The sequence below is a fragment of the Amycolatopsis sp. NPDC114504 genome, assembly GCF_055633595.1.
The window spans coordinates 176,590-191,332 of sequence record NZ_JBVKDU010000007.1 but is presented as its reverse complement, the minus strand read 5'-3'; the positions used below and the strand labels follow the sequence as shown (position 1 = coordinate 191,332).

Sequence of the window (14,743 nt, the reverse complement as noted above, 5' to 3'; positions counted from 1 at the left end):
GTGATCAGGACAGCATTTCGGTACGAACACGACCTGTACCGCGACGGCCGGCGCCCGCGGGGATGAGCGGGAGGATGCCCGCACCTGACTTGCTCGCCGAAGCAGACATGCGGGCGCGGCGGATCACGTTCGTCAGCGACCTGCCACCCGCTGTGCCGGACGCGCCACTTGGCATCACGCCGCACTTATCACCGCCGCCATCATACTCTGGCTCCGATGGCTTACAGGACAGCTCCTAGTCGGCGTGGCGGGAGGCCCGCGCCGCCGGAGCGGAGTCGGCGATGGTTTCGGCAATCGCGACTCGCTCCGGCACGCCCAGTCGTTCGTAGATGGCAAGCGCCTGATGGAGATGCTCGAGGGTCAGCGCAGTGTCTCCCTGACAGGCGGCGCAGCGGCCGATACCCGCAAGGGCCCGTGCTTCCTCCAGCGGCGTATTGATTTCACGAGCCACCTGCAGCGCCATCTCGTGCTGGACTTCTGCCTCCCGCGGCCTCCCGGAAGCCAGCAGAAGGATGCCTTTGTGGTTCAGTGTCTCCGCGACGCCCAGGTGTTGGCCCAGTGTCCGGTACAGGGCCAGCGCGCGGTCATGTGATGTCGTCGCGGCGGGGAAGTCTTCCATCATCCCTTGCGCCGCGCCGAGTTCGTTCAGGGCGATGGCTTGGTCGATGCGATCGCCGAAGTTCTTTGCGATTTCCAGAGCTTCCCGATGTGCGTCGACCGCCTTCGCCGGCTCACCTTTCGCCCGCAAAGCGGTGCCGAGATTGTTGAGCGTGAGAGCTTGATGGAATCCGTCACCCAGGCCACGGTATACGTCGAGCGCCCGTTCGTGATACTCAATCGCAGAAGCATAGTCCCCGGTCATCCGCTTCGCCACGCCGAGTTCATTAACCGCGTCGGCTTGGCCGATGTGGTCGTCGAGCTTGGCATAGATGCCCAACGCGTTGCTGTGCGCGGATATCGCGTCGGTGTAGTTGCCGTTGACGAGGTGGATGATGCCGAGTTCGTTGAGCGCGCACGCTTCGTCAATGCGGTCGCCGAGGGCGCGCGACAGCGACAGGGCTTCCAGATACGCTTCTGCCGCTTGGGAATATTCGTCCGTCTGCCGCCACGCCCGACCCAGCTGGATGAGTGTCCCGACCTGACCGAGCTTGTGATCCAGGTTGCAGTAGATCGTCTGGGCCATGGTCAGGGTGGAGATCGCCGCCGAGTATTCGGCCGTCCGCTGCTGAACCCGGCCAACACGCAGGAGGGCGCCAGCGGTGTGCAAGCTGTCACCGATGCTCTCAGCCGCCGCGGCTGCGTCGAGATGCAAGACGACGGCCTGGTCCCACGGACCTACGGTGTCCAGGAAAGCTCCTGCTGCGGCCGCCAGGCCGATGACCTGCTCGGGCATGACCCGCGCGGCGGCATATCGGGCGCAGGCAAGCAAGTTCGTGCACTCGGTGTGCATCCACTTCCAGGCGTCCTCCCGAGTGGACAGTGTCGACAAAATCGGCAACGGATCCCTCAGCGGTTCGGCTCGCGGCACGTCTCTCATGAGTTCGGTCATGATGATTCGGTCTGCCGCAGCCGCCGTGTTCTTGTAGTGGTCGAGCAATCGTTCGACCGCCCGGTCGCGATCGTCAGTGGTCTCGTCTTCGACGAGAGTCCGGGAATACTCGCGGACGAGATCGTGCATACGGTAACGCTCACGCGCCGTTTCGTTCAGGAGGTGGTCGTTGTACAGACTGTCGAGGTGCAGCCGGGCATCGGCGACGGGTATGTCGGCGAGAGCGGCGGCACTGCGGACGTCGAATTCCGTGCCTGGGTGGAGGCTTATGTAACGGAAGAACCGTTGCCTGCTCGCCTGCAGGTTGCGGTAAGACAGGTGGAACGCCGCGGTTACGGCGACTTCTTCCGAATGGGTCTGTCTGATGACCCAATCGTGTGACTCGTACAGGTTGTTGGCGAGATCCTCGAGGCTCCACGCCGGGTGGTCGCGCAGCCGGCCCGCCAGAAGCGAGATCGCGAGCGGTAGGTGGCCGCACGACCGGATGACTGCTGCCAGTAGGTCCGCCTGCGGGCCGGGCACCTCGCGTTGCGAAAGGCTGGTAAAGAGATCAGCGGCTTCGCGGGTGGGCAATGTGTCCAAGGACAGTGTGATCGTAGCGTCGAGAGCCGTCAGCCTGCGCCGGCTGGTCACGAGAACCAGGCAGCCCGGAGTCGCAGGCAGCAATGGCTCGACCTGCCGGTGGCTGTCCGCGTCATCCAGCACGAGCAGGACGCGCTTGCCTGCGACCAAGTCGCGCCACATCGCCGCCCTGGCATCGAGATCAGCGGGGATCTGCTGGGCGTCGACCCCGACCGTGGTGAGCAGGGATGCGAGGGCGTCAGTGGATTTGACGGGGGTCTGCCCGGGTGTGTGAGCGTGCAGCCTCAAGAACAGCCGGGCATCCGGGAAGCGGTCGGCCAAGACGTGAGCGGCATGGATGGCGAACGAGGTCTTGCCAACGCCAGCCATTCCGTCGATCGCCTGGATGCCCACGACCTGTTGCCCGTGCTCCCGCTCGGCGGCTTCCATCAACCTGGCCAGCTCTTCCCGCCGTCCGGTGAACGACGCCGTGTCGCGAGGCAGCGTCCACGTGATCAATGTGTGGCCTCGGCTCGCGCTTAAGTGGGATCGCTGTTCCGGGACCGTCGTGATGCGGTTCTCGGCAGATCGAGGGAATACCAGCAGATCTCCGCCTGGCGCTTCGATCGCGAGGGGCTGGTCCGGCAGACAGATCCACCCCGTCGTACTGGTCTCCTTGACCTCGACCGGCAGTGGGCGATAGCTCGCGGAAAGCGCGCCCGCACAATGCCGGACGACCTCGTCGTAGAACCACTGAGAGACGACCAAGACCAAGGTCCCCGGTGAAGCTGCAAGGGCGTTCCTCACGGGGGTCGAGTCGATCAGGCGGAACGTCAAATTGATCGCCGCTCCGGCGACACCGTGATCGTCCAGATAGATCTCTCCCGCGTGGAGCGCCATTCGCAGTCGTATTCGCTCTTCGACGGCGTGCTTCCCGTTGTGCTCGCGCAACCCGGCTACCAGCTGACCGGGGAGCGTTTCGGCGAAGAGCGACTTGGGCTGATCCGGTGAGGCAAGAACCATTACCCCGTCACCGCAGTCGTCAAGCTGGCACGAGTCCCACGACAGTCCCGCTCGACCGAAGGCGACCCGCAGTATTTCGTACATACCGCGACGCACGGCGAGCCGGTGATGATTCGTCCGACGTTCGTTCCCGTAACCTTCGACATCCACAACGAGGACGGTGCGATGTACAGGCAATCGTGAGCGTGCCATCTCACCTCGCATCAGGTCACCGAGCCCCGACTCACCAGGATCTCTAATCAAGCCCTATCGATGCAAGCCACCGGTTCGCCGGAGTAGGCGCCGGATCTCCACGCAAATGGTGCACCAAGGCTGTAGAGCCACGACTCATTAAATAGATGACGGACAAGAAGCGGGCCGAGGACTTCGAGAGCACGCCGAAGTTCGAAACTCCCCCTAATCGGACCAACCGCGCGTCGACAGCCGGTGGGTACCGGCGCTCGGCATGTGCCCTTCCTGGCCGGCCTTGGTGCCCTGGAAGATCGTCGACGCGAGTGTTGGGTGGCCGGCTCCCAGGGTGGTGTGGGCTCGATGATGGTTCGTGGCGATGCGGGAACCCCGGTAGTGCTCGGGTTGAGGCATTCGGCTTTCTCGTTGGTTCGGGGCCGATAGCGGCGTGTGAACCGAGCTTGGCACCGATGCCGGTGAGGGCGTGGAATCTGCGGTGGGCCGGTGCGTTGCCGGTCGTGGCGCGTTCGATTCGGTAGATGCCCAGCTTAGTCAGGGCGATGGCGGCACGGCGGAAGAAGCCTGCGCAGGTGTCGGGGTGTTGTGCACTGCCGCGGCCGTGGACTCGTCGGCCGCCGCGGTCGCGAAGCCTAGCTTCTTCATATCGACGTGCAGGAGTTCGCCGGGACGAGTCGGTGGCCGGGTGGGGCCATTTAGCTGTCGGGTGGCGAGCCGAGACCCGGTACACGGTCGAGGCATGCATCCCGAAGATCCCGGCGATGCGGGCTGGGCCCAACCTGCGGGGCGGGGCGTATTTGTCGTGATCAACACGACGCGCCTGTCAACCGTCGACGACGTCCATGGGCACGACTCGTCGTCTCACCCACGCTGACGCGCCAGGTCTGGCCGATTGGCCGATGTCGACCGTCCCGACGATCACGCAGGCGAGAACGGTGTGATGACTCGGACCATGGCCTTCTCGGGCACACCTCAGGCCGCCTGGTCGGGCACTATCTCCCCGGCGTCCTCGCTCGTCGGCTCTTCTTCGATGGAGTCGAGCGTCTTGACCATCACGTGGCAGTGTTCCTCATCCTGCGTCACGCTGCCGTCCTCTTGGTGGATCTGCCCGTAGCAGATCACATCGGAGAGTCCCCACATCGCGAAGTCGAGCCGCTCATAGAGCCGGATGGCGTCTTTGTTTTCCCTGCGGACCGCCAAGGCCACTCGGTCCTGACCTCGCCTGCGCAGCTCGTTCTCGACCGCACCGATCAGTTCCCGACCGATGCCCCGGTTGCGGAGACGAGGCACGACCACGAGGTTCATGAGCAACGCGACATCCGGCAGGCTGGTCCGGATCTCCGGCTCCTCGGCCTCGCACAACCAGAGAAAGACCATACCCGCGGGTCGGTCTTCCTCCCAGGCGGCGAACAGCTTGCCCTTGCCGTCCTCCTGGCGGCGAAACCGATCATCGATGAGCTGCGGATTCCCCAAAACTTCGGTCAGCAGGACGATTTCGGACGCGTTGACCTGCCGCACGTCGTAAGAGGTCATCTAACAGGCTCCCGTACCGGTTCGGCGGCGGAGCCGCGTTTGTGAGCGCACATCAAATCACAGGGGGATCGAGCCTCCGGCGGCACCCGCCGAGATCGGTACACACGAAAGCTCCGCCCGCTCCACCTTCTCCACGAAGGCGACCGCTGAATCGGCTCTGTCGCCGCCGCCGGTTGGAACGCTTTACTGCAGTGGGTCGAAGCTGCGCACCGGCGCTCCGTGCCGGACGGCACCCTCGACCGGGTGATCGCCGAAGTCGACGCCGGAGAAAGGGGATGCAGCGACCAGGTCGACACCATCGCCATCCATAGGGAAGTGAACGGGCGGCCCCGCGACGGGCTGAGCACCGCAATTCACCCGGGCGTGACCTACCGCAGCGTGGTCGAACCTGCTTCGACCGGCTGGACCAGTTCAGAGGTCCGGCCACGCGCTATGCCGAACGCTCCGCTTATCGAGCCCGAACGCACAATCGCCGCCATCGTGCTGTCTACCGAACAGCTCCAAGGCGTACGCCCACAGGAGTTGCGATTGCGGTGACAACGTGGTCGGATGATCTTGGTGTGGGAGGTGCTCGTCGGGTCCGCTGCGTGGTCGAGGAAGGCCGGCATTGCGGCGAGCTGCGCAGCGGTTCCAGGTATCAGGCGTCACCGCCGCCTGCTACCGCACCCACCAGGAAACGGGATTCTCGGCAGGTCCAGCCGGCCGTATACCAGCCCCAACCGCACCCCGGATCGGCTGGAACGGCGGGTCACCAAGGTCCGTGTCCTGCGCCGTCGGGGCCTGGCCCCGAACCGCCTACCTACTCAGGCACAATTGCTCGACGGTGCACCGGATCCTCACCCGCCACCACGCCGACCTGGCTCACTCCCCTGGACCGGGCCACCGCCCCGACGGCAGCGGCCATAAAGTCCTCGGCCGCGTCGCCGGGCGACGCAACAGCGGTCGACGTGGTCACGGCTACGCGTACCTGCGCGGGCACCGTCGACGACCACACCCGCCTGGCCTTCATCGAAATACATGCTGCTGGGCTGCGGGAAACGCGGCCACCTTCCGGAGCCGGGTCCAGGGGACGGCTGCGACCCGACCGCGTCCTAGGCGAGCGACATTCGGATGCCGCATCAGGTGTGGAAACATCGGTGCGTCGCCGGCCGGACCCGGGCTGACCAACATCGTCGGCGGCGACCATTTCCGTCGACGAAGTGGCGCATTGTGCGGCTCCACCCCGCCGCGGGACCGGCCGATCGACATAGTGAGCCGGCTCGATCGGCAGTTCCGTATACCCACCGGGCGATCCCGCACCGAACCGCGACACGACCGCCGACATCCCGGCAACATCCGGCATGCTGATCGGACACGCCCCAGCCTCCCGCCGGGAGGTAGGCCGGTGGTGGTGATCTGGGAACACCGCCGGCGTCGCGCGGACCGGGCACCCCCGCGAGCGCGGCCGGGTTGCTCGCGCCCCACCTGACACACCAGCTCTACCAGCCGTCGCTCCCCGAGCGGCCGTCCGGAGGACGGCAACGAGGGCGTCCCAGTCGGCTCCGCAGCCGTCCCGCACACTCGTCGACGATCCGCTGCGCCCCGACCGATATACCTCCGGTCGGGGACCATCCTTTGTGTATCTCAGACCAGGTGCGTCACGTGTCCACCGAGGATCGTCGCCGTCACCGGGAGGGCTCGGAGGTCCGCCGGGGACAGCGATGACGGGTCCGCCGCCGTCACCATCAGGTCCGCCGCGTCCCCCACCGACACCCCGCGGCGGCCGCCCGAGGACGCCGCCAGTGCCTCCGCCAACGGCAATGCCTGCTCCGGGTGCCAAGCCGGGCGGTCGTCGTCCGTGCGGGAGACCGCCGACGCGATACCGTCCCACGGGTCCAGGGGCGCCACCGGTGCGTCCGAGCCGAACTCCAGGCGGGCGCCCGACTCCAGCAGCGATCGGTACGGGAACGCCCGCGACGTGCGCCCGTGCCAATGGCGGTCGGCGACGTCGCGGTCGTCCGGCTGGTGCGCCGGCTGGACCGCCGCGATCACGCCCAGCGACGCGAAACGCGAGACGTCGGCAGGGGAAAGCAGCTGCGCGTGCTCGATCCGGCCGGGGCAACCGACCCGCGTGAACGCGTCCAGCGCGATCGTGTTGGCCTGGTCGCCGATCGCGTGGACCGCCGGGATGAGCCCGTGCGCGAAAGCCCGGTCCATCAACGGAACCAGCTCGGACGGCGGCAGTTCGAGCAACCCCGGCGAATCCGAGCCGGGGTAGGGATCGTGGCAGTACGCCGTGCGGGTGTTCAGCGAGCCGTCCACGAAGAGCTTGAACGGGCCCACCGTCAGCAGCCCGCCGGAGTCCGGGAGGACGTCGCCCGTGCGGTGGCCGCGTTCGATCGCCTGGTCCAGCAGGTACTTCGCGATCACGCAGGAGATCCGGGCCGCCGGGGCTCCTCGGCGTGTCCAGTCCGCGACCGTGTCCGCGTACTCGTAGTCGACGATCTGCGTCACGCCCCGCGCCGCCGCCGCGGAAACCGCTTCCGCCACCCACTCGTCCTGGACGTCGATCGCGGCCGTCGGGAGCTGGGCCGTCGCGCTCATGCAGTCGTTCTCCAGCAGCACCCCGGTCGGGTGCTCCCGGCCGATCAGCTTCAGCGCCGCCGGGCTCAGCCACAGCGTGTGCAGGTCCGCGCTGAACAACGCCACCGCCCGCCCGGGCAGCGCCCGCTGCAGCAGGTCCTTGTGCGGCTTGTCCGGCCACAGCCCGTCGCGGAAGCCCGCGCCCACCACCAGCTCCGACTGCGGCGCCGGCGTCGCCAGCAGGTGCGCCAGCAGCAGCTCGATCGCCTGCCCCGCCGACCGCGCCGCATCGAGGGGGATCCGGCGGCGGGACGTCGCCCACTGCACGAGGTGGACGTGCGCGTCGACCAGCCCCGGCAGCAGCGTGCCGCCGTGCCCGTCGACGACCCGCGCCGCGAACCCGGCCGACCCCGGCTCGGTGATCGCCGTGACGCGGCCGTCGTTCACCCGGACGTCCGCGAGTTCCCCACCGAGCCCCGGCCGCACGCGGCGCAGGAGTAGATCATCCATGCGGGCCAGCCTGCCAGCTCGGCCCATCCGGGTGAAGCACGGAGTGAGACGGGAATGAGATGGGTATTAGCTATCGTTGTAACAGATGGCAGCCGTCGCCCGCCGAAGGGTCAGGGCCGGTCCATGGGCGCCGCCCTCATAAGCCGCGCAGGGTTCGACTCCCTCGGTTGCCGCTCGCGATGCGTGAAGGCCACCTTGAAACCAAGGTGGCCTTCACACGTTCAGCCCACCGGGATGTCACGCCTTCGCAACGCCGTCAGGCCGCCGATCCCCGCCACCAGGGCGATCGCCACCAGCCAGAGCACCGGCGTCACCGAGAACGTCCCGCCCGGCAGCCGGGCCAGGTGCTGGAACGGGGAGATCCCCAGCACCGTCTCGTTCCACTGCAACGCCGTCCCCACCAGCGACAACAGCAGGAACGCGCCCAGCAGCCCCCACGCCGCCGCCGCGAAGCGCGGGACGAATCCGATCAGCAGCGTCGCCAGCCCGGCCAGCACCCACACCGCCGGCACCTGCGCCAGCGCCGCCGGGACCAGGGAGGTGCCGTACGCCGCGCCGGTCGCGAGACCGGTCACCACCAGCACGAACGCCGATCCCAGCACCGCGAACGTCAGGTGCGCGAGCGCCCAGCCGATCCGGCCGACCGCCGTCGCCAGCAGTGGTTCCGCCCGGCCCGCCGCCTCCTCCGCGCGCAGCTTCAGCGTCGCCTGCACCGCGTAGCCCGCCGCCGCCAGGCCGAACAGCGTCATCGTCCCCGCGAGGTACGCGTCCGTCACCGCGCCTCCGCCGCCGACGCGGGAAAACACGTCCGCGACGGCCTTGTTGTCCCGCATCATCTCCGCGACGTTCTTCCCGACGCCGCCCATCAACAGCCCGACCAGCGCCAGGCAGACGGTCCAGACCAGCAGCGTCCCCCGCTGCAGCCGCCAGGCCAGCGCCAGCGGCGACCGCAGGGACGCCTTCGCCGTCGCCCGCCCCAGCCTGGCCGGGAGGAGCGCCGCGCCGAGGTCCCGCCGCGCGGACAGCGCGACCGCCAGGACCACCAGCCCGCCGGTCGCGAGAACGCCCAAGACGAGCACCCACCACCGCTCCCCCGCGAACGGCCGCAGCCGGTGCGCCCAGCCGATCGGCGACAGCCACGCGACCCAGCCCGCCGAGCCGTCGCTGTCCCCCGCGGCCCGCAGCAGGAACGCCAGCACCAGCACACCGATCCCGATCCCGCGGGCCCCGCCCGCGCCCCACGTCAGCTGCGCGACGACCGCGCCGACGCCGGCGAACACCCAGCCCGCCAACGTGAACCCGAGCCCCAGCGCCAGCGCACCGGCGACGGGGGCGCCCTGCGCGGCCAGGCCGAAGCCGACCAGCAGCCCGTAGACCAGGCACGCGCCACAGGCGGCGAGCACCGCGGCCGCCAGGCCCGCGTGCCGTCCGACGACGGTCGCGCCGGTCAGCTCCCGGCGGCCCGCCTCCTCCTCGGTCCGGGTGTGCCGGACGACCGTGAGCACCGCGATCAGCGCGACGACCACCGGGACGAACCCGCACTGCCACGCCAGCAGGTTGCCCACCGACGAGCCGTAGAGCGGGCCGTTGCGGACCACGAACGTCGCGCTGGAGGCGTTGAGGTCGTAGAAGTGCTGCCGCGACGCCGCATCCGGGTAAGCCGCCTCGATCGACGACAAGTAGCCCATCGGGGCGGCCGCCAGGCAGACGATCCACAGCGGCATCTGCAGCCGGTCCCGGCGCAGCACCAGCCGCAGCAGCGCCCACGTCCCGGTCATCGCGCCGCTCCGACCGGCTCGTCGTGGCGGTAGTGGCGCAGGAACAGCTCCTCGAGCGTCGGCGGCCGGCTCACCAGGTTCCGCAGCCCGGCCCCGGCCAGGTGCCGCATGACGTCGTCCAGCGACGACTGGTCGACCGACAGGTGGACGTGCGAGCCGTACGTGCTCAGGTCGTGGACACCCGGCAGCGAAGCCAGGTCCTCGGGCACCCGCGCCAGCGAGGCGTCGATCGTGATCCGGCCCAGGTGCCGCAGCTCGTCCAGGGTGCCCGACTCGACGGTGCGCCCGGCCCGGATGATCGTGACGCGGTCGCAGAGCGCCTCGACCTCGGACAGGATGTGCGAGGACAGCAGCACGGTTCGGTCGCCGCGCTCGCGCTCCTCCTCGACGACCTGCCGGAACACCTCCTCCATGAGCGGGTCGAGCCCGGACGTCGGCTCGTCGAGCACCAGCAGCTCCACATCGGACGCCAGCGCCGCGACCAGCGCGACCTTCTGCCGGTTGCCCTTCGAGTACGTCCGGCCCTTCTTGCGCGGGTCGAGGTCGAAGCGCTCGATCAGCTCCGCGCGCCGCTTGGCGTCCAGCCCGCCGCGCAGCCGGCCGAGCAGGTCGATGACCTCGCCGCCGGTGAGGTTGGGCCAGAGCGTGACGTCTCCGGGGACGTACGCGAGCCGCCGGTGCAGCTCGGTGGCGTCGGTCCAGGGGTTCCCGCCGAGCAGGGTGGCGCGGCCGCCGTCGGCCCGCATCAGCCCCAGCAGGACGCGGATCGTGGTGGTCTTGCCGGCGCCGTTCGGCCCGAGGAAGCCGTGCACCTCGCCGGTGTGGACGGTCAGGTCGAGCCTGTCGAGGGCTTTCACCGCGCCGAACGCCTTGGTGAGGCCGTCGGCGGTGATCGCTTCGGCCATCGTCATTCCTTCCGTTGGTAGGCGGCCAGCGCTTCGCGGGCCTTTTCGAGGACTTCGGGGGTGGCGAGCGGGTTCATGAAGAGGTGCCCGGCGGCCATCGACATCCGCAGCATCGCCTCGTGCGTGCCCGGCTCCTCGCCGAGCGCGCGGGCGATGTGGTCCTGCAGGATCATCAGCCCGCCGGTCATCGCGGCGAGCGCGGCGGCGACGCCCCGCGGGTCGGGCATGTCCATGCCCTGCTCGCGGAAGTAGCGCTCGGTGCCGTCGACGATCTCGGTGAACTGCGCCTCGGCGGACGGGGAGCCGTCGACCATGGCCCGGCCCAGGTACCGGCGGAAGAGCAGCTGGCGGGCGTCGAACGTCGGGAGGAACCCCGGGTTCGCGACGCCCTTCGCCAGCACCTCCTCCTTGAACCTCAGCAGCTCGTCGAAGACGTACGTGTCGCACGCCTCGCGCAGGCCGTCCTTGGAGCCGAAGTGGTGGCGGATCAGGCCGCCGGACACCCCGGCGGCCTCGGCGATGTCGAGGATCGACGTCTTCTCCATGCCGCGCTCGGTGAACAGCTTGATGGCGGCGTCCCGGATCCGGGCCCGCGCGGTGAAGTCTTCGGTGCTCATCGGCGTCCTATACGTGCGTGTAGCTGACTACACGTGAATATAGCCCCCTGCACGCTCGTGTAGCAAGGCGTGGCTTTCACGCGAAATGGACGCTTCGGGTGACCGCCCAACCGGGCAGCGGATTAGGCCATTCGGCCCGCGACCAATTGCGGGTGATGGGCTAACTGTCTGATTGCTGACGAAGATCTCACGATGTGTACTTCTCGGACGCATCTCTTCACGAAGGGTCGTTTCAGTGACACAGCACAGATCGCGCTGGAGACGGCGGGCCGGGATCACCGTCCTCGCCACCGCACTCGGCGCCTCCGTCCTCGGCATCGCCGTCCCCGTGGCGTCCGCCCAGCAGGCCCCGCCGACCTCGGGCGCGGCCGACGGAAAGACCCTCGACGAGCACGACCGCGCGCTCGTCGCCGAAGCCGAGAAGGCCGGAAAGCCCGATGTCACGCTGCTGATCGCGGCGGAGAAGGGCCAGACCGGCGCCGCCGTCAACGAGCTGAAGGCGCTCGGTGGCGTCGTCCAGTCCACCGACACCAAGCTCGACTACGTCAAGGTCAGCGTCCCGACGGACAAGGCCGAGAAGGCCGCGAAGCTCAAGTCGGTCAACGCCGTCGACGTCGACGGCCTCGTCTACCGCGACGACCCGAAGACCGACGGCGCGCAGGACCCGTCGCCGCAGCCCGCGCCGGGCAAGAACACCCCGCGCGTGAACCCGTACCTCCCCACCGGCGACACCTACGCGGCGCAGTTCGGCCAGGTCCTGCCCAACTGGGACGGCAAGGACACCACGGTCGCGGTGCTCGACTCGGGCGTCGACCTCGACTCCCCCGCGCTGGCCACCACCAGCCACGGCGAACGCAAGATCGTCGACTGGTACAACGCCAACGCCACCAACTCCGGCGACGGCACCTGGGTCGCGCAGTCGGCCGCGACCTACACCGGCACCTTCACCGCGAACGGCAAGACCTGGACGGCCCCGGCCACCGGCGGCCCGTACACGGTCGGCGTCTTCACCGAGACCGCGGGCGACTTGGGCGCCGCGGACAGCGAGACCGGCGGTGACGTCAACCGCGACGGCGACCGCGCCGACTCCTGGGGCGTGCTGGAGGACAGCGTGACCAAGGAGGTCCGCGTCGACCTCAACGGCAACGGCGACTTCACCGACGAGAAGCCGATGACCGACTACGCCAAGAAGTACGACGTCGGGTACTTCGGCACCGACAACCCGGCGACCGACATCGCCGAGCGGATGGCCTTCGTGGTCCAGACCGACAAGCCGGGCTTCGTCGGCATCGGCATCGCCGGCGCCGAGCACGGCTCGCACGTCGCGGGCATCGCCACCGGCAACGACCTGTTCGGCGGCAAGATGGACGGCGCGGCCCCGGGCGCGAAGGTGCTCGCGGTCAAGGTCTGCCTCACCGGCACCGCCTGCACGTCGTCGGGCCTGATCGACGGTGTCGTCTACGCGGCCAGCCACGGCGCCGACGTCATCAACATCTCGATCGGCGGCCTGCCGGCCCTCAACGACGGCAACAACGCCCGCGCGGAGCTCTACAACCGCACGATCGCCGAGTACAACGTCCAGATCTTCATCTCGGCCGGCAACAGCGGCTACGGGGCGAACACCGTCGGCGACCCGTCGGTGGCCACGGACGCGATCTCGGTCGGCTCGTACATCACCAAGGAGACCTGGCTCTCGAACTACGGCTCGAAGACCCAGAACGCCGAGTCGCTGCACCCGTTCTCCTCGCGCGGCCCGCGTGAGGACGGTGGCTTCAAGCCGGACATCATCGCGCCCGGCGCGGCCATCTCGACCACCCCGCGCTGGGAAGCGGGGAGCCCGGTGGCCGGCACGTACAGCCTGCCCGCCGGGTACGCGATGCTGCAGGGCACGTCGATGGCGGCGCCGCAGGCGACCGGCGCGGCGGCACTGCTGGTGAGCGCGTACAAGGCGACGCACCATGGCCAGCGGCCGCCGGTCGCGCAGCTGCGCGCGGCCATCAAGTCGACCGCGCGGTTCGTGCCGGGCATCGGCGCGTACGCCCAGGGCGCGGGCCTGTTCAACGTCCCGGCGGCTTTCGTCGCGCTGTCGCTCAACCCGAAGCTCGACGCCGTCTCGACGTCGGTCGAGGTGCACACCGCGCTGTCGGGCCTGCTGGCCACCCCGAACACCGGCGTGGGCATCCACGACCGCGAGGGCGTGACCACGGGCAAGGCCTACACCCGCACGTACACGATCACCCGCACGACGGGCTCGGCGAAGCCGGCGCCGTACTTCGCGCGGTGGACGGGCAACGACGGGACGTTCTCCTCGGCGTCGACGGTGGTGCTGCCGCTGAACACGCCGGTGAAGTTCGACGTCAAGGTGAACCCGAAGACCGCGGGCGTCCACTCGGCACTGCTGTACCTGGACAACCCGCTGACCATCGGCATCGACGTGCAGACCCTCAACACGGTCTTCGCGCCGCAGGAGTTCACCGCCGCCAAGGGGTACCAGGTCGACGTCTCCGGCAAGATCGCCCGCAACCAGGCGACCAGCTACTTCGTGCGGGTGCCGCAGGGTGCCAGCGCGCTGAAGGTGGACCTGGACGCCGGCGGTGGCGCCAAGGGCAAGGGCCAGGTCCGGTTCCTGCGCTACGACCCGACCGGCGTGCCGGCCGAGGCGAGCACGTCGACGACGTTCTGCTACCTGCCTGACGCGGGTGCGGGCTGCCCCGGCGGCACGCCGACCAGCCGGACCATCGCCAACCCGCTGCCGGGTGTGTGGGAGATCGTCGTCGAAGCGCGCCGGACGTCCGATGTGGACAACGCGGCGTTCAAGCTGACGGCTTCGGTGCTGGGCACGACCATCGCGCCCAACCCCGACACCATCGCCTCGGCCACGCTGAACACGCCGATCGCACGGTCCTACACCGTGACGAACACCCTCGGCGCGTTCACCGGCAAGCTGAACGGCGCCACGCTCGGCAGCGCGAAGATCTCGCGGCCGTCGATCGCCGAAGGTGCGCAGCAGCAGTACCAGATCGCGGTGACGCCGGGCTCGACGTCGCTGACGGCAACGATCGGCAAGACGTCCGACGTCGGTGCCGACCTGGACCTGGTGCTGTACAACTGCACGACCGGCTCCTGCGTGCAGGCGGCGGTCAGCGCGGACGGCGACTCCGAGGAGTCGGTGACCGTGGCCAACCCGGCCGCGGGCGTCTGGGTCGCGCTGGTCGACGGCTACGCGGTGCCCGCGGGCACCACCGAGTACGACTACCTCGACGTGTTCACCAACCCGGCGTTCGGTTCGGTCGCGGTGACCGACGCGAACGCGGCGCGGGCGTCCGGTAGCTCGTGGACCGTGCCGGCGACGGTGACGGCCACGGCCGCCCCCGCGTCGGGCCGGATCCTGCGCGGTCAGCTGACCGTGCAGACCGACACGGGTGTCACGGTCGGCTCGTCGCTGGTGCTGGTCAACTCCGTGAGCTAGTCCCGTTCAACGGAAACCGCCCCGGGTTCGCCCGGGGCGGTTTTCGCTGT

Annotated in this window: 8 protein-coding genes; 2 read left to right on the top strand and 6 right to left on the bottom strand. The window is 69.0% G+C overall.

What is annotated here, in order from left to right; translation table 11 throughout:
* Window positions 1–235 precede the first annotated feature (235 nt).
* A complete protein-coding gene (locus ACZ7PG_RS47645) occupies window positions 236–3,283 on the bottom strand; it encodes an ATP-binding protein (RefSeq protein WP_470245857.1) in 3,048 nt (1,015 codons plus the stop codon).
* A 1,008-nt stretch (window positions 3,284–4,291) separates the two neighbouring features.
* On the bottom strand, window positions 4,292–4,852 hold the full coding sequence (locus tag ACZ7PG_RS47640; protein WP_470245856.1) for a GNAT family N-acetyltransferase: 561 nt from the start codon (window positions 4,850–4,852) through the stop codon (window positions 4,292–4,294).
* A gap of 243 nt (window positions 4,853–5,095) precedes the next feature.
* Between ACZ7PG_RS47640 and ACZ7PG_RS47635 the strand changes: the two genes are divergently transcribed.
* The gene (locus tag ACZ7PG_RS47635; RefSeq protein ID WP_470245855.1) at window positions 5,096–5,389 is read left to right on the top strand and encodes a hypothetical protein; all 294 of its coding nucleotides are present in this window, start codon (window positions 5,096–5,098) and stop codon (window positions 5,387–5,389) included.
* A 1,086-nt stretch (window positions 5,390–6,475) separates the two neighbouring features.
* Here ACZ7PG_RS47635 and ACZ7PG_RS47630 read toward each other — a convergent pair.
* From ACZ7PG_RS47630 to ACZ7PG_RS47615, 4 genes are all read right to left on the bottom strand, one after another.
* Window positions 6,476–7,924 carry an amidohydrolase gene (locus ACZ7PG_RS47630; RefSeq protein ID WP_470245854.1) on the bottom strand — a complete coding sequence of 483 codons (1,449 nt, stop codon included), beginning with the start codon at window positions 7,922–7,924 and terminating at the stop codon, window positions 6,476–6,478.
* 221 nt (window positions 7,925–8,145) lie between these two features.
* Window positions 8,146–9,702: an ABC transporter permease gene (locus ACZ7PG_RS47625; RefSeq protein ID WP_470245853.1), complete on the bottom strand. Its 1,557-nt coding sequence runs from the start codon at window positions 9,700–9,702 to the stop codon at window positions 8,146–8,148.
* Window positions 9,699–10,607, bottom strand: coding sequence for an ABC transporter ATP-binding protein (locus tag ACZ7PG_RS47620; protein WP_470245852.1), 909 nt, complete (start codon window positions 10,605–10,607; stop codon window positions 9,699–9,701). The genes ACZ7PG_RS47625 and ACZ7PG_RS47620 overlap by 4 nt, the downstream gene beginning before the upstream one ends.
* A 2-nt stretch (window positions 10,608–10,609) precedes the next feature.
* Window positions 10,610–11,224 carry a TetR/AcrR family transcriptional regulator gene (locus ACZ7PG_RS47615; RefSeq protein WP_470245851.1) on the bottom strand — a complete coding sequence of 205 codons (615 nt, stop codon included), beginning with the start codon at window positions 11,222–11,224 and terminating at the stop codon, window positions 10,610–10,612.
* Window positions 11,225–11,459: 235 nt separating this feature from the next.
* Here ACZ7PG_RS47615 and ACZ7PG_RS47610 point away from each other — a divergent pair, with 235 nt between their 5' ends.
* Window positions 11,460–14,693 (top strand): S8 family serine peptidase, encoded by a 3,234-nt coding sequence (locus ACZ7PG_RS47610; RefSeq protein WP_470245850.1) that lies wholly within the window; start codon window positions 11,460–11,462, stop codon window positions 14,691–14,693.
* Window positions 14,694–14,743: the final 50 nt, after the last annotated feature.